Consider the following 20877-nt stretch of genomic DNA (forward strand, 5'->3'; position numbering starts at 1 on the left):
GGACGTTAAAGGCGCAGGCCGGCCCGGCGCCCGACCCGAACGGCAGTCGCCCGTACTGACGAAAGTAAGGCCCGGTACATGCCCTGTTGATCTACCGCGACGAATGTGTGCGCGAGTACGCAGGCATCCATCTGTGGGAGATCACCGATATGGGTCACGGTCACGACCACCATCACGACCACGCGCACGAGGGCACCGGCGGCGACGTCTCCCCGGCTCTCGACCTGAGCATCCCGGACAGCGAGCTGTCGCCGTCCGACGTCTCGCGTCGCGGGTTCCTCCGGGGCGCGGGACTGCTCGGCGCCGGCGCGGCCGCGTCCGTGCTGGCCACACCGTCCGCCGCGCAGGCCGCGGGCCTGCCGCACAGCCACGGACCGGCCGGTGGCGGCGCCGCCAAGGGCGGGTTCACCTGGCTCGCCGGCGACCACCACATCCACACGCAGTACAGCTCGGACGCCCAGTACCGGGTGATCGACCAGGCCCGGCACGGACACGCGTTCGGCCTCGACTGGGTCGTCATCACCGACCACGGCAGCGTCACGCACGCCAAGATCGGCGTCGAGAAGGTGAACCCGGACATCCGGGCCACCCGCGAAGAGCTGCGGGACCTGCTGACCTTCCAGGGTCTGGAGTGGAACATCCCGGCCGCCGAGCACGCGACCGTCTTCGTGGCCCCGAGCAAGCACGAGGTCGAGGTTCTCAAGCAGTTCGAGACCAACTACGACGGCAACCTGCTGCCGGCCACCAACACCCCCGAGCAGAACGAGGCGGCCGCGATCGCCGGCATCAAGTTCCTCGGCTCTCAGGTCCGCGCGCGCAAGGTCGAGGCCGCCCTGTTCCTGGCCAACCACCCGGCCCGCCGCGGCATCGACTCGCCGCACGAGATCCGCAACTGGCGGGACGCCGACCCGTCGGTCGCCGTCGGCTTCGAGGGCGCGCCCGGCCACCAGGCCGCCGGCATCCCCGCCCCGAACGGCCGCGGCGGCGCGCGCGGCTACTACGACAACAACCCGTCGGCCGCGTCGTTCCCCGGCTACCCGCCGGAGAGCTACCGCACCTGGGGCGGCTTCGACTGGATGACCTCCACCGTGGGCGGCCTGTGGGACAGCCTGCTGTCCGAGGGCAAGGCCTGGTGGATCACGGTCAACTCGGATTCGCACGTCAACTATCTGGACCAGTCGGACCGGGGCCCGGGCAGCGACTTCGAGGCCAACGGCAAATACAACGACCCGGTCTACACCGGCAAGACGCTGACCACGGCGGGTGACTTCTGGCCCGGCTTCTACGGCCGCACCAACGTGGGCGCGTCGTCGTGGGGCTACAAGCAGGTCATGGACGGTCTGCGGGCCGGCCGCGTCTGGGTCGACCACGGCCGCCTGATCAAGGGCCTGGACGCCCGCGTCCGCGTCGCCGGTGACCGCCGCTGGTCGACCGGCACCCCGCTCGGCGGTGTGCTGCACGTCAAGCGCGGCACCTCGACCGAGATCACGCTCGACATCGACCTGCAGGACGTGCCGAACTGGGCGCAGTTCGTCCCGGTGCTCAAGCGCGTCGACGTCATCGTGGGCACGGTGACCGGCCCGGTCGCCGACAAGGACGCCTTCACCGCCCCGAACACCAAGGTGGTCAAGTCGTTCGAGGTCTCGCAGAAGAGCGGCAAGCTCTCGCTGACCTACTCGTTCGGCCGCCTCGACAAGCCGTTCTACGTGCGGGTGCGGGGCACCGACGCCAACCGTACGCAGGCCGGTCTGATGGGCGCCGCGGTCGACCCGGTAGGCCCGAAGCTGGACGTGCTGGGCGACGCCGACCCGTGGGGCGACCTGTGGTTCTACACCAACCCGATCTGGGTCCTCCCCAAGTGACCTTGTACCGCTCGGTGTCTCGCAGCCTCGCGGCGGCCGGGGTCAGCCTCGGTCACCGCGAGCTCGCCGAGGCCGATCACTGGATCCTCTCGCTGGATCCACCGCCTTCCTTCGCCTGTACGCACCTGGTGCAGACGCCGTTCCCGCACGTCGCCATCAGCCTGCGCACGTCGTCGTCCTTCGACACGCCGGACGAGTTGCGGGCCGGGGCCGACGCCGCGGCGGCCGGGAAATTCGGGCGAGCGGTGATCTTCCCGGGCTCGCCGGATCTGACCGGGCGGCTCACGGTGGCCGAGCTGCTCGAACGCACGGCGATCGACCGGGTCGAGGTGCTGGGCTCGGGCCCGGCCGACGACGAGGCCGTCGTGGACACCCGCGATTTCGTACGCCCGCAGTACCGCGACGGCGATCTCGTGCTGGTGACCATGCCGGCCGCCGGCGGGGTGCTCGTGCCGTTCGAAACGCGGAACCCCACCCCCTGCTGCGCCGACCACGGGTGAGTCCTTCTCTACGCTGGGCCCGTGTCACGTAACTCGCTGCAGTCGAAACTCGCCGAAGCACAGAGCGGGGTGATGCTCTTCAGCATCACCCCGCCTCGCCGCGCCACCGCCCCCGAGCGGGTCAAGGAGATAGCCGAGGTCACGGTGCGCCGCCTGGCCGATCTCGACCTCGACGGACTGATCCTGTACGACATCGACGACGAGTCGGACCGCAATCCCGACGAGCGCCCGTTCCCCTACCTGCCGACGCTCGACCCGGCCGCGTTCCACGCCGACCACCTCGGTGACTGGGACAAGCCCACGGTCATCTACCGCTGCGTCGGCAAGTACCCCGAGGACGACCTGCGCGGCTGGCTGTCCACGGCCGAGTCGTCGCCGAACCAGCTGCTGACCGTCTTTGTGGGCTCCTCGTCGGGCACCAAGCCCGTACGGACCTCGCTGCGCCGGGCCCAGCAACTGCACCACCAGGTCAGTCCCGCCCTGCCCCTGGGCGCGGTGGTGATCGGCGAACGCCACGCCCGCCACGGCGACGAGCACCTGCGCATGCTGACCAAGCAGGAACGCGGCTGCACGTTCTTCATCTCCCAGGTGGTCTACGACCTGAACGAGACGAAGAACCTGGTCTCCGACTACTTCTTCGCCTGCCGCGCCGCGGAGATCCGCCCGCGCCCGATCATCTTCACGCTCTCGCTGTGCGGCTCCCCCAAGACCCTCGAGTTCCTGGAGTGGCTGGGCGTCCAGGTCCCCCCGTGGCTGGCCACCGAGCTGCGCGAGTCCCCCGACCCGCTGGCCGACTCCCGCCGCGAGTGCCTGGCCATCGCCCGCGACCTCAAGGCCTACTGCGAGCGCCTGGGCATGCCGTACGGCTTCAACGTCGAAAGCGTCTCCATCCGCAAGGCCGAGATCGAGGCCTCCACCGCCCTGGCCCGCGAGATCACCACCCTGCTCCGCTCGTAGCTCAGCCGAGCCGGGCGAGATCCTCCGCGGTCAGTCGCAAGGCGCCGGCGGCGATGTTCTGCTCCAGGTGGGACTCGTCGCCGGTGCCGGGAATGGCCAGCACGTTGGGGGCCTGGTGCAAGGTCCAGGCCAGCCGGACCTGGTGCGTGGTGACTCCGTGGGCCGCGGCCACGTCGCGTACGGCGTCGTCGGTGACCGCTTGGGCGCCGTCCTCGCGGCCGGGGCCGGCGATGGCGAAGAAAGGCACAAAGGCGATTTCCCGTACGGCCAGAGCGTGCGGCATCTGTGCGTCGCGGCGCAGGTCGAGGGCGTAGCTGTTCTGGACGCAGACGACCGGGGCGATGGCGCTCGCCTCGTCGACCTGCTCCAGGGTCGCGTTGGAGAGGCCCAGGTGGCGGATCAGGCCCTCGTCGCGCAGGGCGGCCAGGGCTTCGAAACGGGAAGCGACCGAGCCGCCTCGCCGGGTCAGGCGCAGGTTGACCAGATCGAGCCGGTCGACGCCGAGGCGACGCAGGTTCTCCTCGACCTGGGCACGCAGGCGGGCCGGTGAATCGGCCGTTTCGAACTCGCCCGACGGCAGGATTCCCGGGCCCACCTTCGTGGCGATGAACAGGCTGGGATCGTACGGGGAAAGGGCTTCTCGAATGAGCTCGGTGGCGAACCTGGCCTCGCCGGTTCCGACGTCGAGAATGCCGCCCGGAGAAACGTAGAAGGCGGCGGTGTCGATGTGGTTGACCCCCAGCTCGACGGCCCGGCGCAGGACGCGGACGGCGGCGCTCCGGTCGGGGTGGGGGGTGAGGCGCATCGAGCCGAAGCCCATGCGGTTGACGACCTGGTCGCCGAGGATCCAGGTGCCGGCGGCGTCTGCGGTGATCACGGCCGGAACGGTAACGGCGGCGGCCCCGGCGGGCACTCGGCCGCCCGACCGATACCGATTTATACGGGTCATTGCTAGGTTGTTAATCACGGAATTCCCTTAGCACCGGCCGGGTTGTCGCGGTCATGACGACAATCGGTTTCATCGGTAGCGGGAACATCGGCGGCACGGTGGCGCGGCTCGCGGTCGCGGCCGGCTACGACGTGGTGATCAGCAACTCCCGCGGGCCCGAGACCCTCAAGGAATTCGCCGACGAGCTGGGGCCCAAGGCGCGCGCGGCCACCGCCGCCGAAGCGGCCGAGGCCGGCGACATCGTGGTGGTGAGCGTGCCGTTCAAGGCGTTCGCGCAGCTGCCGGTGGCCGAGCTGGCCGGCAAGGTCGTGCTCGACACGAACAACTACTACCCGCAGCGGGACGGGCAGTTCGAGGCGCTCGACAAGGGCGAGCAGACCAGCGCCCAGCTCGAGCAGCAGACGCTCGGCTCGGCGCGGGTCGTCAAGGTGTTCAACAACATCTGGTTCGGCCACCTCGGCGCCCTCGCCCGGCCCGCCGGCGCCACCGACCGGACGGCCCTGCCGATCGCCGGGGACGACGCGGCGGCCAAGCAGACGGCCACCGAGTTCCTCGACACGATCGGATATGACGCGGTGGACGCGGGCACCCTCGCGGACAGCTGGCGGCAGGAGCCGGGCACCCCGGTGTACGGCCCGCCCTATGGCTCGTTCGGCGAACTGCCCGGCACCCCGGCCGGCGCCGGCGCGATCCGGGAGGCCCTGAACGCGGCCACACGCTGAGAGCGCGATCCGGTTTGGTGCTCACATTGAGTAGCGGCCTTCGCTCCCACCTGGGAAAACACCGTGCGAGAGCGCTCTCACGCGGATTGTTCCCAGGCTTGCCTATGTACGGGTGAAGCCTGCGACGATGTGCGGGTGCTGGTTGCTTTCTCTGTGACGCCCCTCGGCGTCGGTGATTCCGTCGGCGATCTGGTGGCCGAGGCGGTGCGCGTGGTGCGCGCCTCCGGGCTGCCTCATCGCACCGACGCCATGTTCACCACGATCGAGGGCGAGTGGGACGAGGTGATGGCCGTCGTCAAACAGGCCGTCGACGCCGTGGCCGCCCAGGCGCCGCGGGTCAGCGTCTCCCTCAAGGCCGATGTGCGCCCCGGGGTGACCGGGGCGCTCACCGCCAAGGTGGAACACATCGACCGGGTGCTCCGCGAGTGAGACGCCTGGTGATGTGGGACATCGACCAGACGCTGCTGCGCGGCGGCGGGGTGACGACGACGGCCTGGAAGGCGGCCTTCGCCGCCCTCACCGGGGTGCCCTGGCGGGCGACGCCGAGCTTCGCCGGGCGCACCGACATGGACATCTGCGCCGAGGTCTTCGCGACGCACGGGGTGACCGACTGCACGCCCGAGCGGTTCTTCCTGCGTTACGTGGCCGAGGTGCGGAGCCTCCAGCACCTGTTCGCCGAGCAGGGCCACCTGATGCCGGGCGTCCGCGACGTGGTGTCCCAGCTCGGCGGGCGTACGGACGTGGTGCAGACCCTCGTGACCGGCAACGTGCCCGAGGTCGCGGCGGCCAAGGTGGCAGCGTTCGACCTGGCCGCGGTGTTCGACGCGGAGGTCGGCGGCTACGGCACCGACGACCACGTGCGGGCGACGCTGGTGAAACGCAGCCTGGAGCGGGCCGAGGCGAAATACGGCGAACGCTTCGAGCCGGTCGTCATCGGCGACACCGTCCACGACGTGACGGCGGCGCTGGCCAACGGTGCTTTCGCCGTGGCCGTGGCGACCGGCTCGACCAAGATGGCCGAGCTGGCGCTGGCCGGCGCGCATGCCGTGCTGCCCGATCTGTCCGACGTGGAGGCCACGGTACGGATCCTGACCGCGGCCTGACCCTCCAATCGGCGCGACCCCCGAACGCCCCGGCCGGACGCCCGCAGGCCGGACGCCCGCAGGCCGGACGCCCGCAGGCCGGACGCCCGCAGGCCGGACGCGGCGCAAGCCGAACGCCCGCAGGCCGGACGCGGCGCGGCCCAACGCGGCGCAAGCCGAACGCCCGCAGGCCGGACGCGGCGCGGCCCAACGCGGCGCAAGCTGAACACGCTGCAGGCCGACCGCGGCGCGGCCCGACGCGGCGCAAGCTGAACACGCTACACGCCGACCGCGGCGCGGCCCGACGCGGCGCGGGCTGAACGGGCGGCCGCCGTTACGGCACGCTGAGCTCCGGTGGGAAGCCCGTCCAGCGCAGCTCGGGCGGCAGGTGGGTCAGGTCGTTGAAGACCAGCGGGCTCGCCGGTCGGCCCGGGCTCCAGCGCAGCACGGTGACGCCGGTGTTGCACGAGTTGAGGCCGACCCAGCGGGCCGGCGGGGACTCGAGCACGGCCCGCAGGAACCACCCGACCTGGAAGTTGTGCGTGATGCACAGTTCGTCGGAGGCCGGGTCGGCGAACCGCGCCACCATCGCCTCGGCCGCGGCGGGATCGTCGGACGGATCGGAGTCGTCGAGCTCGGCAGCAACCTCGACCGGCACGCCGGGCAGGGCCGCCGAGACGATCGAAGCCGTCTCGACCGCGCGCGCCAGCGGACTGTGGCTGATGCGGGTGATGCCGGCGCCGGCCAGCCGCTCCCCCAGCAGCGCGGCCTGACGCCGGCCGGCCGCGGTCAGCCCCGACTCGTCGATCGTGGCCTCGGCGTGCCGGGCCAGCCAGAGCCGGCTCATGTCGGGCTCACCGGGTTGGGGATCGCCCCTCCGAAGCGGCGGTCACGGCTGGCGTACAGCTCGCACGCGTACCACAGATGGCGCCGGTCGAAGTCGGGCCACAGGGTGTCGAGGAAGACCATTTCCGCGTACGCCGACTGCCAGAGCAGGAAATTCGACGTGCGCTGCTCGCCCGACGGCCGCAGGAACAGGTCGACCGGCGGAACCTCGGGGTGATAGAGGTATTTCTCGATCGTCTTCTCGTTGATCCGGTCGGCCTTGAGCTTGCCCGCGGCGACGTCGCGCGCGATCGCGGCCGTGGCGTCGGCGATCTCGGCCTGGCCGCCGTAGTTGACGCAGAACTGCAGGGTCAGCGTCTTGTTGTCCTTCGACATCTCCTGCGCCGTCTCCAGCTCGGAGATCACGCTCTTCCACAGCCGGCCGCGGCGTCCCGACCACACCACCCGCACCCCGAGCTCGACGAGCTGGTCGCGGCGGCGGCGGATCACGTCACGGTTGAAGCCCATGAGGAAGCGCACCTCCTCGGGCGAGCGCTTCCAGTTCTCGGTGGAGAACGCGTACGCCGAAAGATAGGGGATGCCCAGCTCGATCGCGCCCTCGATGGTGTCGAACAGCGAATACTCGCCCTGCTCGTGCCCCTTGGTGCGGGACAGGCCGCGTTCCTTGGCCCAACGACCGTTGCCGTCCATGACCAGCGCCACGTGCTTGGGCAGCGCCGCCCTGGGCAGCTCGGGCGGGGTCACGCCGGACAGGTGCGGCGTGGGTGGGCGCGGCGTCATGGGTTCTCCCGTCGATCGACCAGCGGAAGCGAGCGCAACGCCCGCTCCATGTGCCATTGCAGGTGGGCGGCGACCAGGCCGCTGCACTCGCGGCGCACCGGCGGCTCGCTCGCGTCGGCCAGCACCCAGTCGCCCACGGTCAGCGCGTTCATCAGACCGAGCGTGGCCGGGGCGGGGTGGGCGGCGCCCGGCGGCCGGCAGTCGGGACAGACCGCGCCCCCGGCCGGCACCGAGAAGGCGGCGTGCTGCCCCGGGGTGCCGCAGACCGCGCACTCGGCGATCGCGGGCGCCCAGCCGGCCGTGGCCATGCCGCGCAGCAGATAGGCGTCGAGCACCAGGCTGCTCGAATGCTCGCCGAGGGACAGCGCCTTGAGCGCGCCCAGGGTCAGCTGGAACAGCCGCAGCGAGGGCTCGCGCTCGACCGGGGTGAGCCGCTCGGCGGTCTCGGCGATCGCGCTGGCCGCCGTGTAACGCGGATAGTCGGTGAGGAACTGCTTGCCGTAGAGCGCGACCGCTTCGACCTGGCTCACCGAATGCAGCGAGCTGCCCAGCCCCTCGGGCGAGCCGGCGAGCTGCAGGTCGATGTGGCCGAACGGCTCGAGCCGGGCCCCGAAACGCGACGAGGTGCGCCGCACACCCCGGGCGACCGCGCGCAGCCGGCCGTGGCGGCGGGTGAGCAGGGTGATGATGCGGTCGCTCTCCCCCAGCTTTTGCACACGCAGCACCACCGCGTCGTCGCGGTAGAGCTGGCGTCGGTATCCGGCTGCGGGCACCCCGCCATTCTGCCTCCTGGGTGCGACAGGACCGGAGCGACCCTGACGCCATCTCAGGGTCATCTCGGGGGACGGTCAGTGACAGGACCGATGGTGCCCATGGCGGCCCGGGTCATAGCGTCGTCACCATGACCACGACACTCGCCCGGCGCGCCGGAGTTCTCGCCCTGATTGCCGCGACGGCGGCCACCACCCTGACGGGGTGCGCCGGGGTGTACGGGGCCACGATGACGTTCGACGACACCGAAAAGACCAAGATCACCGACATCAAGCTCGACGGGGGCAGCGGCGACGTCTCGATCCGCACGGCCGCCGTCGCCGAGACGAGCATCAAGCGGATCATCCGGCGCAGCACCGACCCCGGCGAGTCCTACCGGCTCGACGGCAGCACGCTGCTCCTCGACACCTCGTGCGGAAACAACTGCTCGGTGTCGTACGAGATCGTGGCTCCGGCCGGGGTGAAGGTGGGCGGCGAGCTCCGGTCGGGCGACGTCACGCTCGACTCGGTGGGCGACACCGACCTCAGGCTGACCTCGGGCGACGTCACCGTGGTCGACCCGGCGGGCAAGGTGAGACTGCGGGGCACCTCGGGCGACATGCGGGTGGTGAACGCGAAGAACGCCGTCGACATCCAGTCGACCTCGGGTGACATCGAAGCGATCGACGCGTCCGGCCCGCTCACGCTCAAGCTCACGTCGGGTGACATCAGGGCGGTGCTGAACACGGCCACCTCGGTGACGGCCCAGACCACCAGCGGCGACGTCGAGGTCCGGGTGCCCCAGGGCAACTACCGCATCGAATCCGTCACCGGCTCGGGCGACAGCACCGTCGTCGGTCTCGTCAGCGACTCCACCTCCAAGAATGTGCTCAACCTGCGCACCGGCAGCGGAGACGCGATCGTCAGCGCGGCATGATCGGGGTATGAGCTTCTATCTCCCGCTCGGCGACGACCAGTTCCGGCCGACCCGCTCGACCGAGAGCCCGTGGGACACCGAGATGCAGCACGGCGGCCCGCCCGCGGCTCTCCTGGGGCGGGTGCTCTCGGTCGAGGGTCTGCGGCTGGCGCGCATCTCGGTCGACTTCCTGGGCCCGATCCCGCGCCGCGACTTCCGGGTCGAGGTCGCACCGATCAAGCCGGGCCGGCTGACCATGCTGAACGAGGCCCGCATGGTCGTCGACGGCCGGGTCGCGGTGACCGCGAGGGCCTGGCATCTCGCCCCCGGCCCGACTCCGCCGGTGACCACCCCGGCCAACCACGCCGACCCGCTGCCCGAGACCGCAAACGTGTTCCCCGGCATGGAGGAGTGGGGCTACGGCCAGGCCACCGAATGGCGGGTCACCAAGGGCGAGCTGGGCCGGTCCGACGGCGAGACACACGTGTGGACCCGGGTGCGGATGCCGCTGATCGAGGGCCAGGAGATCGACGGCCAGGACCGGGCACTGATCGTGGCCGACTCGGCGAACGGCTTGTCGGCCGTGCTGCCGATGGACAAGTGGCTCTCGATCCCGCCGACCATGACCACCACCCTGCTGCGCCCGGCCACCGGCGAGTGGGTGCACCTGGCCTGCTGCACCGCCCTCAGCAACGACGGGCTGGGCCTGACCTCCGGCGAGCTGTACGACTTCGACGGCGCCCTCGGCCAGGTCGCTCAGCCGCTGGTCGTGCGGGCCCGCTGAGGTTGCCGGCCGCTTGCGCCGGCCGGGGCCGGAGAGACCGGGGCGACACGTCGGGTGCGGCCGGGGATCAGCGACGGGCGGCGGCCGGCTGAGATGTCCTCGACCCAGCCGACAGCCAGCACGACGACGGCCAGCAGCAGGGAAACGACGGCGAGGCGCCACGAGATGCCGACCCAGCCGTGCACGGGCAGGCCCGTCGCCTCGGCCAGGCGCACCACGGCGATGATCAGCGGGACGTGCCACAGATAGATCGTGAGGGCGCGGGCGTTCAGGACGGTGAGGGTGCGGCGCGGGGCCACCTTCGGGGCGAAGCCCAGCACGACCAGGATGAACGCGGCCGACCAGAGGGCGTTGGCCAAGGGGATGTCGTTGAGGTCGAGTCCGCGCGGGCCGGGATGGGTCAGGGCCCAGATCGCGCCGGACAGGCCGAAGACGCCGACGATCCACCAGCGGTAGCGGGCGAGCGCCGCGCCGCGAACCGGAACCACGGTTGGCGGTTTCGAGGATGCGGCGGCGTGCGGGTTCGGGAAGGCGGCCGCGGGCCTGGCCGAGGAAGCTGCCGCGGGCCCGGTCGAAGGAGTGGCCGCAGGGTTCCAGCGCGGGCGGGCGGCGGTGGGGCGGTGGCCGGTTCGGGGGGCGGCGAGAGCGGTTCGCGAGCGGGCGAGCAGGCCGTCGTGGTGGGCGAAGCCGAGCAGCCAGGCGGCGCCGTAGAGGGCCAGATCGCGGACGATCACGGGTGGGGTCCAGCCGGCGAAGGTGATCACGGCCAGGGCCACGTACGGGAAAGCCATGGTGGTCAGCGGGAAGCGGCGGAACACGGGTAGCAGCAGCGGGGACAGCAGGACGAACCATAGGAAATCCCGCAAGTACCACATCGCGGCCAGGCCCTGGAGCCAGAAGCCTTCGGCGGGTGGGTCCACGATCGGGAACGCCCAGAGCAGCACCTGCCAGTCCCAGGCCATGCCGACCGCGAGCATGGCGGGGACGGCGATCGCGGCGAGCACCCACAACGACGGCAACAGGCGGTGAAGCCGGCGCTCGACCGCGAACGGGCCGTAACGGTCGAGCGACGCCGCCATCATCGAACCGGCCAGGGCGAACATCACCGACATGGCCGGGAAGACGATGGTGAGCGCCGCCCAGCCGGTCGAGTGATAGACCACGACCCGGATGGTTGCGACTGCTCGCAGCAGATCCAGGTACCGATTACGCATAGGACTCGTTGTTACCCAGTCGGGACTTAGCCCGCAAACCAGCGTGAATTATCCCATAATCGACGCATTACCAGGTTTGAATTGATCGCCCACCGCAATGGTGATGATCAAAAACCCAGCTTGCGGAGCTGACGGGGATCACGTTGCCATTCTTTGGCCACCCGCACATGAAGATCGAGATAGACGCGGGTGCCGATCAATTCTTCGATCTCGGCCCGGGCGCGACTGCCGACCTCTTTCAGCCGGGCTCCGCGCGAACCGATCACAATCGATTTCTGGCTGTCGCGTTCCACATAGAGATCCGCATAGATCTTGGTGAGCTTGCCCTCGACCATCATTTCCTCGACCAGCACCGCGATCGAGTGCGGAAGCTCGTCGCGTACGCCCTCGAGCGCCGCCTCGCGGATCAGCTCGGCGATCAGCACCTGCTCGGGCTCGTCGGTCAGCACGTCATCCGGGTAGAGCTGCGGCGACTCCGGCAGATGCCGCACCAGCACATCGACCAGCGTCTGGACCTGGTGCCCCGACACCGCGCTCACCGGCACGATCTCGGCGAAGTCGTAGAGTTCGCTGACGGTCAGCAGATGCTTGGCCAGCGTGGCCGAATCGACCAGGTCGACCTTCGTGACCACCGCGATCACCGTCGCCTTGAGCTCGGCCAGCTCCGACGAGATGAACCGGTCGCCCCGCCCGACCGGCTCGTCGGCCGGGAAGCAGACCCCGATCACGTCGGTCTCGCTCCACGCCTCCCGCACAAGATCGTTCAGCCGCTCGCCGAGCAGCGTGCGCGGCCGGTGCAGACCGGGCGTGTCAACCAGCACGAGCTGGGCGTTCTCACGATGCACAATGCCCCGGATCACGTGCCGGGTCGTCTGCGGCTTGCTCGAGGTGATCGCGATCTTCTGCCCGATGATCGCATTCGTCAGCGTGCTCTTGCCGGCGTTCGGCCGCCCGACAAAACACGCGAATCCCGCCCGATAAACATCATCCTGCGTAACCACCAAGGCCTCACGGTGACGGTGAGTGCGCATCCGCCGGTCACTCTGAGCGTTTCCGTCGCGCTTTTTGCCCGTACGCGACGTGTCCGCCCCACCGGACCCCGGCCGTTGCGTGCTCTTGGCGCGCTCATCGCGCCCCCGCTCGCCCCCGGCCCGCTGCGTGCGACCCGGCTCGCTTCCGCCCGGGAAGGCACCGGCACTGTCCGGCCCGCCGTCCCGACCCGAACCGGCGCGCCCGGAACCAGCGCGCTCGGAACCGGCACTGCGACCCGAACCGGCGCGCTCGGAACCAGCACCACGACTCGAACCGGCGCGCTCGGAACCAGCACCACGACTCGAACCGGCGCGCTCAGAACCGGCGCGCTCAGAACCGGCGCGCTCGGAACCGGCACGCTCGGAACCGGCGCGCTCAGAACCAGCGGCGCGGGCCGAACCCGGGCGATCGGAACCGGCAGCGCGACTCGAACCGGCAGCGCGCCCCGAACCCGCGACGCGATCGGAACTGGCGCGGCCGGAGCCAGCGCGATCGGAGCCGGCGCGATCGGAGCCGGCGCGATCGGAGCCGGCGCGATCGGACCCGGCGCGATCGGGACCCGCGGCTCGGCCGCGCCCCTGCCCGCCGCCGGCGCTTCCGCGCTGCCCGGCCGCACTTCCGCGCCGCCCATCGGACGAGGCTTCGGCCCGCCGAGCAGCCCGGCGCTCTTGGCGACGCAGCTCGTTGCGCTCCCCCGCAGTCAACCGCCGCTCGGTGCCGCCCGCAGAGGAGGCGGAAGAGGCCGAGGAACCGGCGGCAGAAGCGCGCGAGGACGTCCCGGCCGAGGAGGCACGAGAGGCGGTGCCAGCGGGATTGCGCGACGAGCTACCGGAGGAGGCGCGGGAGGAGGTCCCGGAGGAAGACCCGCCGGACGAGGACGCCCGGTCGGCTGACTGACGGGAGGCCCGGGCCGCCGCCGAGCGAGAGGTGCCGGAATTGGAACGAGGTTTGCGGTCGTCGGTCATGCCACGCCGATCTCAGAAGTCGCGGCGCGGCGGGACGAGGAAGGCCGGATGCCGGGGTTGGAACGGGGAGTGCGGTCGTCGGTCATGCCACGCCGATCTCGGGAGTCGCGGCGCGGCGGGACAGGGAGGGCCGGGTGCCGCGCGTCATGCGGTGACCGTGCCGCGGAGGGTGCCGGTCGGGTCGGCCACGTGGATCGGGGAAGTGGGGGCCAGGTCGCGTACGGCGGTGTGACCGGAGGTTTCCAGTTCGGCCGCGTCGGTGACCACCGCGGCCGCCTCGATCAGGGTCGCGCCGGACGACGCGGCCGAGGCCACGGCGAGTTGCAGCGCGGTGAGGGACAGGTTGGGCAGCGCCACCGTGGCCGCGGCGTAGGTGCGGCCGTCCTGGTCGCGTACCGCCGCTCCCTCGGCCGCGCCGACCCGGGCGCGTGCGCTCCGCGCGAGGGTGACCAGTTTGGTGTCCTCGGCGCTCAAGGCGGTGTCGGTCTCAGGCATCGGCGTGCTGTCTTTCCTCGGTCTCGGTATCGGTGTCGGTGTCGCCGGTCTCGTCGGCGGGCGGCGACGGCTCGATCCGGCGAACGAGCACCGAGTCGATCCGGTTGCGGCGGCCGGTCGTGCCTTCGGCCACCAGATGCAGGCCGCCCACGTCGACCTGCGCGCCGGGGATCGGCACGCGGCCCAGCGTCTGCGCGAGCAGGCCGCCGACCGTCTCGACCTCGTCGGCCGGCAGTTCGACTCCGAAGATCTCGCCGAGATCCTCGATCGGCAGGCGGGCCGTGACCCGGACGGCGCCGTCGTCGAGGTGCTCGACGGGCGGGCGCTCGACGTCGTATTCATCGGTGATCTCGCCGACGATTTCCTCGAGGATGTCCTCGATGGTGACCAGCCCGGCCGTTCCACCGTACTCGTCGACGACGATCACCACGTGGCTGCGGGCCGCCTGCATCTCGGAGAGCAGGTCGTCGACGGGTTTCGATTCGGGCACGAAGGTGGCCGGGCGCATCAGGTCGGCCACCGCCTGGGCCGTCGAGGCCGGGTCGCCGTTCTGGGTGCGGCGGATGACGTCCTTGAGGTAGAGCACACCGAGCACGTCGTCGACGCTCTCGCCGATCACCGGGATGCGCGAGAAACCGGACCGCAGGAACAGGTAGAGCGCCTGCTGCAGCGTCTTGGGCGCCTCTATCCACACCATCTCGGTGCGCGGCACCATGACCTCGCGGGCGATCGTGTCACCCAGCGCGAATACCGAGTGGATCATCTCGCGCTCGCCGTGTTCGACGACGCCGCGCTGCTCGGCCAGGTCGACCAGTTCCCGCAGTTCGACCTGGCTGCCGAACGGCCCCTCGGGGAAGCCCTTGCCGGGCGTCACCGCGTTGCCGATCAGGATCAGCAGCGACGCGAGCGGGTTGAGCACCTTGCCGAGCCAGCGCACCAGCGGGGCGGCCGCGCGACCCACGGCGTACGCGTGCTGGCGCCCCACCGTGCGCGGCGCGACACCGACCACGACGAAGCTGACCACCGTCATCGTGCCCGCGGTGACCAGTGCCGCCGTCCAGCCGATGCCCCAGCTGTCCACGGCCACCAGCGCGATCAGCGTGGTAGCGGTGAGCTCGGCCAGCAGGCGCAGCAGCAGGAGCAGGTTGAGGTGGCGCACCACATCGGAGGCGACCGCGGCCAGGGCCGAGGCGCCACGTTCGCCTTCGCGGGCCATTTCGGCCGCGCGGGCCGTCGAGACCGAGCCCAGGGCGGCGTCGGCCATCGAAGCCAGGCCGGCCAGGAACACCAGCACGACGGCGACGATGATGAGTTGCGCGTCGGGCAGGCCCGCCGAGGCGGAACCGGCCGCAAGTAGATTGGCGGGCTCCACGGCTAGCCGGCCCGCCCGGCCCGCCAGCTCTGGAGGAGCCTGTTCTGCAGGGCGAACATCTCGCGCTCCTCCTCGGGTTCGGCATGGTCGTAACCGAGCAGGTGCAGGGCGCCGTGCACGGTCAGCAGGTGCAGCTCGTCGGCGGCCGAGTGCCCGGCCGCCGCGGCCTGCTTGGAGGCCACCTCGGGGGCGAGCACGATGTCGCCGAGCAGCGCCGGCTCCCCCGTGCCCGCCTCACCGGGACCGTGGTCGACGCTGCCCTCGTCCATCGGGAACGCGAGCACGTCGGTGGGGCCGTCACCACCCATCCAGCGATGGTTGAGCTCGGCCATGTAGTCGATGTCGACAAGCAGAATCGACAGCTCGGCGAGCGGGTTGACCCCCATCTCGTCGAGGGCGTGCCGGGCCACCGCGAGGATCGCGTCGGTGTCGACCTCGACTCCCGACTCGTTGGCGATCTCGATGGACATAGTGGTGCGTTTACCCCTTGACTAGCGCCGGCGTCCGGTGCGGCCACCACTGGCAGCGCGACCGGGGACGGCGTGGACGGATTGTGTGGCCGCGCGCTCCTGCTCGTCGTCGTAGCGCGCGTACGCGTCGACGATCTCGGCGACCAACCGGTGGCGTACGACGTCGGAGCTGGACAGCTCGGCGAAGTGCACGTCCTCGACATTCTGCAGGATCTCGCGAACGATCTTGAGACCGCTGGTCGTGCCGCCCGGCAGGTCGACCTGGGTGACGTCGCCGGTCACCACGATCTTGGCACCGAACCCGAGACGCGTCAGGAACATCTTCATCTGCTCGGGAGTCGTGTTCTGCGCCTCGTCGAGAATGATGAACGCGTCGTTCAATGTCCTACCCCGCATGTAGGCTAAGGGGGCTACCTCGATCGTGCCCGCGGCCATCAGGCGCGGGATCGACTCCGGGTCGAGCATGTCGTGCAGGGCGTCGTAGAGCGGCCGCAGGTAAGGGTCGATCTTTTCGTTGAGCGTGCCGGGCAGGAAGCCCAGGCGCTCGCCGGCCTCGACCGCGGGGCGGGTGAGGATGATCCGGCTGACCTGCTTGGCCGTCAGCGCCTGCACGGCCTTGGCCATCGCCAGGTACGTCTTGCCCGTGCCGGCGGGGCCGATGCCGAAGACGATCGTGTTTTCGTCGATGGCGTCGACGTAGCGCTTCTGACCCAGCGTCTTGGGCCGGATCGTCTTGCCGCGCCGGGACAGGATGTTGAGGGTGAGGACCTCGGCGGGCCGCTCGGACGTCTCGTCCTCGAGCATGGCGGCGGTGCGCCGCACCGAGTCGACGCTGAGCGTCTCACCCCGCTCGATGAGCTCGATCAGCTCGGAGAAAAGGCGTTCGGCGGTGGCGTTCTCGGCCGGGGCCCCGGTAATAGTGATCTCGTTGCCACGGACGTGAACGTCGCTGGCGAGAGTTCGCTCGATGAGCCGCAGGATCTCGTCCTTGGCACCCAGCAGGTTCACCATGATCTTCGGGTCGGAAACCGAGATCTTGGTCTGCACCCGCGCCGCGCCGCTGGAGCCCGCGCTGGAAGGGTTCGGCGTACCGGTCATAGGGCGGCCCTGGGGGCCTCCGCCACCTGCTCTCGTACTCTTCGTCGCCCGCGAGGACGGCGTACTGAAGGATCGTGCCATCGTATCCGCTCGGCCGCCCCGCTGCCGATGCCATTATCGCCGGAAATGGGGCGGCCTCACTCACGCGTGAGTCACGGCTCCGGAACCAGGTGATCCACATTCCCGGAACCGCGCGATTCACTCCGGGCCGTCGGAGGCGGCGCCCCCGTCGAAGCCCTCCTGCAAACGGGTCACGCGATAGGTCGCCCAGTGCATCCGGACGACCGCGCCGGAGGCGTCGCGGGTCAGCCTCAGCAGCTCGCCGGTCTCGCGTCCGCGGACCGTACGCAGCACGTCGGGCTGCCCGGGCAGCGGCTCGAAGACGGCCGGCGGGGAGTCCGGGGGCAGCTCGGTCAGCCGGGCCTGCAGGGCGCCGTCGTGCCATGAGAAGACGAACGGGGTGCCCTCGCTGTACCAGGGCCCGAGGACCGACCGGTACTCGCGCGGGGCGGGCGCGGCGATCTTCCACGGCCGGAGGTCGGCCGGCTCCAGCTCGACGGCGAGTTTGAGCAGCTCGTGCACGACCTCGCCGATCACCCGGGAGTTGCCGGACGATCCGAGGACCGCGGCGCTCAGCCCGTCGGGAACGCCCTCGCCCCCGCGCCGCCCGTACGCCGAGGCCAGGAACCCGGGCATCGCGCCGTCGTGCCCGACGTGGGTGGCCCAGCGGCTCTGCGGCTCGATGATCAGGCCCAGCCCGAAGCCGGTCTGCCAGACCGACTCGTTGGTCACCGTGGCCGGGAAGCGCATCTCGTCGACGGTCGAGGCGGCCAGCACCCGGCCCGCGGGGTCGGCGGTGGCCGGGTGGGCCAGGAACGCGGCCCAGGTGGCCATGTCGCCGGCCGTGCTCCACAACTGCGCGGCCGGGGCGACCCCGCCCAGGTCGGTCTGCGGCTCGGGGCGGGCCGCGTCGGAGTAGTCGTCGACCAGGTAGCCGACCGCGGCCTGGGCCGGCGGGTTCAGGGTGGTGGCGGTCAGTCCGAGCGGGCCGAGCACCCGGTCGGCGACGAGCTCGTCCCAGGCGCCGCCGCGGAGCTGGGCGACGAGCTGGCCGAGCACGGCGAAGCCGAGGTTGGAGTAGTGGTAGCGGCGGCCGTTGGGCAGCACGCGTTCGGCCCGGTCGAGCTGGGCCAGCACCTCGGTGGCGTCCGGCGCCTGCAGCGTGTCCCAGATGTCCCCGTACGGCTCCCGTTGGAACCCGGCCGTGTGCGACAGCAGCCGCCGGATCGTCGCGTCGCCGTGAGCCGGCACCGAGAGGTGCTTGGCGATCGGGTCGTCCAGGTCGAGCAGCCCGTCGTCGCGGCACTGCATCACGAGGACCGCGGTGAAGGTCTTGGTGATCGAACCGATCCGGAACCGGGTGTCCGGGCCGAGGGGGTGATCGGGCCGGCCGGAGTCACCGACAGTGAGCACCCAGGGCTCGCGGTCGGCCCGGTGCAGCGCGACCGAGAGGGCGGGAACGCGGCCGTCGGCCTGGGCTTTGCGGACAACCCGCTCGTAGCGGGCGGAGGCGGTCACCGGGCCGCCGGGGTCAGGCAGTGGTTCTCCATCCTGGCGATCTTAAGGTGGGCACCGACAGGTCTTGAGGATGGGAGCGCTTCCATGACGGATGTCGAACACCTGCTCGCGCAGCTGAGCCTCGATGAGAAGGTGTCGCTGCTCGCCGGGCAGGACTTCTGGTCACTGCCGGCGATCGAGCGGATCGGGCTGCGCTCGCTGGTGATGTCGGACGGGCCGATCGGCGTACGCGGGGTCGGGTGGGCGCCCGACGACCCGTCGATCGCCCTGCCCAGCCCGACCGCCCTGGCCGCGGCCTGGGACGTCGAGCTGGCCGAGCGGGCCGGGCGGCTGCTCGGGCAGGAGTCGCGGCGCAAGGGCGTGCACCTGCTGCTCGGGCCGACGGTGAACCTGCAACGCACCCCGCTGGGTGGCCGGCACTTCGAGTGCTACTCCGAGGATCCGCTGCTCAGCGGCGAGATCGCGGTGGGCTTCGTCCGTGGAGTGCAGCAGCATGGAGTGGGCACGACGGTCAAGCATCTGGTCGGCAACGACTTCGAGACCGACCGGATGGAGGTCGACGTCCGGATCGGGGACCGGGCGCTGCGCGAGATCTATCTGGCGCCGTTCGAGCGGGTCGTCGAGTCGGGCGGCTGGGGCGTGATGAGCGCGTACAACGGGGTGAACGGGCATTCGATGGCCCAGAACGGCCCGATCCAGGACGAAATCCTCAAGCGCGAGTGGGGCTTCGACGGCATCGTGGTGTCGGACTGGCGGGCCGCGCGCTCGACGACCGGCGCCGCGCTCGGCGGGCTGGACATCGCGATGCCGGCCCTGGAGAACCCGTGGGGCGACAAGCTGGTGGCCGCCGTACGGGCCGGTGAGGTCCCCGAAGAGGTGATCGACGACAAGGTCCGCCGGGTGCTGCTGCTCGCCCTGCGGGTCGGCGTGCTCGACGGCGGACCGGCCGTCACACCCCCGGACGACCTGGACGGCGACGCGATCGCGCACGAGGTCGCCGCGCGCTCCTTCGTGCTGGTGCGCAACGAGAACTACACGCTCCCCCTGGAACCGGCCGCGCTGACCAAGGTCGCGGTGATCGGCGCGCTGGCCACCGACGCCCGGGTGCTCGGCGGCGGCAGCGCCCAGGTCTCCCCGCCGCACGTCGTCTCGCCCCTCGAAGGCATCACCCAGAAGCTGTCCGGCGTGGACGTCGAGTACGCGATCGGCGCCGACCCCCGCCCGTTCCTGCCCGCCGCCCACGGCCCGGGCTGGGCGCCCACCACGGCCACCGTCGGCCACCACTCGTTCCCGGTCCACCCGGCCGCGGTGCGCTGGATCGGCTCGCTGCCCGGCGGCCTCGACCCGGCCGACGTCGACGAGATCCGCCTCGAGACCACGTACACGCCGGTCGAGGCGGGCGAGCACACGTTCTCGGTCTCCGGATTCGGCACCTTCACGCTCGAGATCGACGGCCAGGCCCGGTACGAAGGCACGCTGCACCCGCCCGGCGCCACCCGGGCCGACCTGCTGCTGTCCCCGCGCGAGCAGCGGGTCACGGTGACGCTCGAGGCCGGCGTGGCGGTGCCGGTGGTGCTGCGGCAGACGATCGCCCGAGGCATGGCCCACACCGTCTCGACCACGCTCGGCCACCGCCCGCCCGCCGCCGACGCCGACGGCCTGATCGCCGAGGCCGTGAAGCTGGCGGCCGGCTCCGACGTGGCCGTGATCGTGGTCGGCACCACCGAGCAGACCGAGTCCGAGGGCTTCGACCGCACGTCGCTGGCCCTGCCCGGCCGCCAGGACGAGCTGGTCTCCCGGGTCGCCGCGGCCAATCCCCGTACGGTCGTGGTCGTCAACGCCGGCTCCCCCGTGCTCATCCCCTGGGCCGACGAGGTCGCGGCGACGCTGCTGACCTGGTTCGGCGGCCAGGAAGTAGGCGCCGCGCTGGCCGACGTCCTGTTCGGCGTGACCGAACCGGGCGGACGCCTGCCCACCACGTGGCCGCGCCGGGAGGAGGACTGCCCGGTGCTCGCCATCGAGCCGCGCGACGGCGTGGTGGCGTACGAGGAAGGCGTCTTTGTGGGTTATCGGGGCTGGCTGCGCTCGGGGGTCGCGCCGCTCTACGCCTTCGGGCACGGCCTCGGCTACACGACGTGGCAGTACGACGAGATCGCGGTCAACGAGACCGAGGCCGTGGTGACGCTGACCAACACGGGAGCGCGGGCCGGTCGCGAAGTGGTGCAGGTTTACGTCGGACCGTCACCGGTGGACCCGGAGCGTCCGGAGCGCTGGCTGGCCGGTTTCGAGAACGTCGAGGCGCTGCCGGAAGAGACGGTGACCGTACGGATTCCGCTGCCCCCGCGAACGTTCGAGATCTGGGAGGACGGGGGCTGGGTTCGCCGTACGGGCGAGTACCGCGTGATTGCCGCGCATGCGCTGGACGACCCGCGCCTGACGGCCACGCTGGAGATATAGACGGCGGACGTTATCCACAGTCCGCGGTTGTCCACAGGTCGGCGGCTC

Annotated in this window: 20 protein-coding genes; 9 read left to right on the plus strand and 11 right to left on the minus strand. The window is 71.1% G+C overall.

Going from position 1 to position 20877, the window contains the following annotated elements; translation table 11 throughout:
* The first annotated feature begins 107 nt into the window (after positions 1–107).
* From ACZ3I4_RS43435 to ACZ3I4_RS43445, 3 genes are read left to right on the plus strand one after another with little or no spacing between them, the layout of a single operon-like run.
* Positions 108–1862 (plus strand): CehA/McbA family metallohydrolase domain-containing protein, encoded by a 1755-nt coding sequence (locus ACZ3I4_RS43435; protein WP_465387995.1) that lies wholly within the window; start codon positions 108–110, stop codon positions 1860–1862.
* On the plus strand, positions 1859–2362 hold the full coding sequence (locus tag ACZ3I4_RS43440) for a hypothetical protein (RefSeq protein WP_465387996.1): 504 nt from the start codon (positions 1859–1861) through the stop codon (positions 2360–2362). The genes ACZ3I4_RS43435 and ACZ3I4_RS43440 overlap by 4 nt, the downstream gene beginning before the upstream one ends.
* Before the next feature lie 21 nt (positions 2363–2383).
* Positions 2384–3319: a 5,10-methylenetetrahydrofolate reductase gene (locus ACZ3I4_RS43445; RefSeq protein ID WP_465387997.1), complete on the plus strand. Its 936-nt coding sequence runs from the start codon at positions 2384–2386 to the stop codon at positions 3317–3319.
* Between the two features lies 1 nt (position 3320).
* Here ACZ3I4_RS43445 and ACZ3I4_RS43450 read toward each other — a convergent pair whose 3' ends face one another.
* The gene (locus tag ACZ3I4_RS43450) at positions 3321–4196 is read right to left on the minus strand and encodes an aldo/keto reductase (RefSeq protein WP_465387998.1); all 876 of its coding nucleotides are present in this window, start codon (positions 4194–4196) and stop codon (positions 3321–3323) included.
* Positions 4197–4321: 125 nt separating this feature from the next.
* Here ACZ3I4_RS43450 and ACZ3I4_RS43455 point away from each other — a divergent pair, with 125 nt between their 5' ends.
* The 3 genes from ACZ3I4_RS43455 to ACZ3I4_RS43465 all read left to right on the plus strand — a co-directional run bounded on the left by ACZ3I4_RS43455 (position 4322) and on the right by ACZ3I4_RS43465 (position 6093).
* Entirely contained in the window at positions 4322–4990 is a 669-nt protein-coding gene (locus ACZ3I4_RS43455; RefSeq protein ID WP_465387999.1) for an NADPH-dependent F420 reductase, read from the plus strand.
* Positions 4991–5119: 129 nt separating this feature from the next.
* Positions 5120–5419, plus strand: a complete 300-nt coding sequence (locus ACZ3I4_RS43460; protein ID WP_465388000.1) for an MTH1187 family thiamine-binding protein — start codon at positions 5120–5122, stop codon at positions 5417–5419.
* On the plus strand, positions 5416–6093 hold the full coding sequence (locus tag ACZ3I4_RS43465; protein WP_465388001.1) for an HAD family hydrolase: 678 nt from the start codon (positions 5416–5418) through the stop codon (positions 6091–6093). Before ACZ3I4_RS43460 ends, ACZ3I4_RS43465 begins: the two co-directional genes overlap by 4 nt.
* Before the next feature lie 313 nt (positions 6094–6406).
* Here the strand turns inward: ACZ3I4_RS43465 and ACZ3I4_RS43470 are convergent, their stop codons facing one another.
* From ACZ3I4_RS43470 to recO, 3 genes are read right to left on the minus strand one after another with little or no spacing between them, the layout of a single operon-like run.
* Complete coding sequence (locus ACZ3I4_RS43470) at positions 6407–6919, minus strand: phosphoglycerate mutase family protein (protein ID WP_465388002.1); 513 nt, start codon at positions 6917–6919, stop codon at positions 6407–6409.
* The gene (locus tag ACZ3I4_RS43475) at positions 6916–7698 is read right to left on the minus strand and encodes an isoprenyl transferase (protein WP_465388003.1); all 783 of its coding nucleotides are present in this window, start codon (positions 7696–7698) and stop codon (positions 6916–6918) included. The genes ACZ3I4_RS43470 and ACZ3I4_RS43475 overlap by 4 nt, the downstream gene beginning before the upstream one ends.
* Positions 7695–8471 carry a DNA repair protein RecO gene (recO, locus tag ACZ3I4_RS43480; protein ID WP_465388004.1) on the minus strand — a complete coding sequence of 259 codons (777 nt, stop codon included), beginning with the start codon at positions 8469–8471 and terminating at the stop codon, positions 7695–7697. Before recO ends, ACZ3I4_RS43475 begins: the two co-directional genes overlap by 4 nt.
* Before the next feature lie 128 nt (positions 8472–8599).
* On the opposite strand from recO, the gene ACZ3I4_RS43485 reads away from it, so the two are divergent.
* Both ACZ3I4_RS43485 and ACZ3I4_RS43490 read left to right on the plus strand, forming a co-directional pair.
* Positions 8600–9385, plus strand: a complete 786-nt coding sequence (locus ACZ3I4_RS43485) for a DUF4097 family beta strand repeat-containing protein (RefSeq protein ID WP_465388005.1) — start codon at positions 8600–8602, stop codon at positions 9383–9385.
* Between the two features lie 7 nt (positions 9386–9392).
* On the plus strand, positions 9393–10148 hold the full coding sequence (locus tag ACZ3I4_RS43490) for a thioesterase family protein (protein WP_465388006.1): 756 nt from the start codon (positions 9393–9395) through the stop codon (positions 10146–10148).
* On the opposite strand, the gene ACZ3I4_RS43495 is transcribed toward ACZ3I4_RS43490, so the two are convergent.
* From ACZ3I4_RS43495 to ACZ3I4_RS43525, 7 genes are all read right to left on the minus strand, one after another.
* The gene (locus ACZ3I4_RS43495; protein ID WP_465388007.1) at positions 10121–11362 is read right to left on the minus strand and encodes an acyltransferase family protein; all 1242 of its coding nucleotides are present in this window, start codon (positions 11360–11362) and stop codon (positions 10121–10123) included. The genes ACZ3I4_RS43490 and ACZ3I4_RS43495 overlap by 28 nt on opposite strands.
* Positions 11363–11469: 107 nt before the next feature.
* Positions 11470–12393, minus strand: coding sequence for a GTPase Era (era, locus tag ACZ3I4_RS43500; RefSeq protein WP_465388008.1), 924 nt, complete (start codon positions 12391–12393; stop codon positions 11470–11472).
* A 1110-nt stretch (positions 12394–13503) separates the two neighbouring features.
* On the minus strand, positions 13504–13854 hold the full coding sequence (locus ACZ3I4_RS43505) for a cytidine deaminase (protein WP_465388009.1): 351 nt from the start codon (positions 13852–13854) through the stop codon (positions 13504–13506).
* Positions 13847–15226, minus strand: coding sequence for a hemolysin family protein (locus ACZ3I4_RS43510; RefSeq protein WP_465388010.1), 1380 nt, complete (start codon positions 15224–15226; stop codon positions 13847–13849). Before ACZ3I4_RS43510 ends, ACZ3I4_RS43505 begins: the two co-directional genes overlap by 8 nt.
* Positions 15227–15228: 2 nt before the next feature.
* Complete coding sequence (gene ybeY / locus ACZ3I4_RS43515) at positions 15229–15696, minus strand: rRNA maturation RNase YbeY (RefSeq protein ID WP_465388011.1); 468 nt, start codon at positions 15694–15696, stop codon at positions 15229–15231.
* Between the two features lie 21 nt (positions 15697–15717).
* A complete protein-coding gene (locus tag ACZ3I4_RS43520) occupies positions 15718–16794 on the minus strand; it encodes a PhoH family protein (RefSeq protein ID WP_465388012.1) in 1077 nt (358 codons plus the stop codon).
* Positions 16795–16992: 198 nt separating this feature from the next.
* The gene (locus tag ACZ3I4_RS43525) at positions 16993–18372 is read right to left on the minus strand and encodes a serine hydrolase domain-containing protein (protein WP_465388013.1); all 1380 of its coding nucleotides are present in this window, start codon (positions 18370–18372) and stop codon (positions 16993–16995) included.
* An 84-nt stretch (positions 18373–18456) separates the two neighbouring features.
* Here ACZ3I4_RS43525 and ACZ3I4_RS43530 point away from each other — a divergent pair, with 84 nt between their 5' ends.
* Entirely contained in the window at positions 18457–20829 is a 2373-nt protein-coding gene (locus tag ACZ3I4_RS43530; protein ID WP_465388014.1) for a beta-glucosidase H, read from the plus strand.
* Positions 20830–20877: the final 48 nt, after the last annotated feature.

The organism is Actinoplanes sp. NPDC021490 (assembly GCF_055562135.1).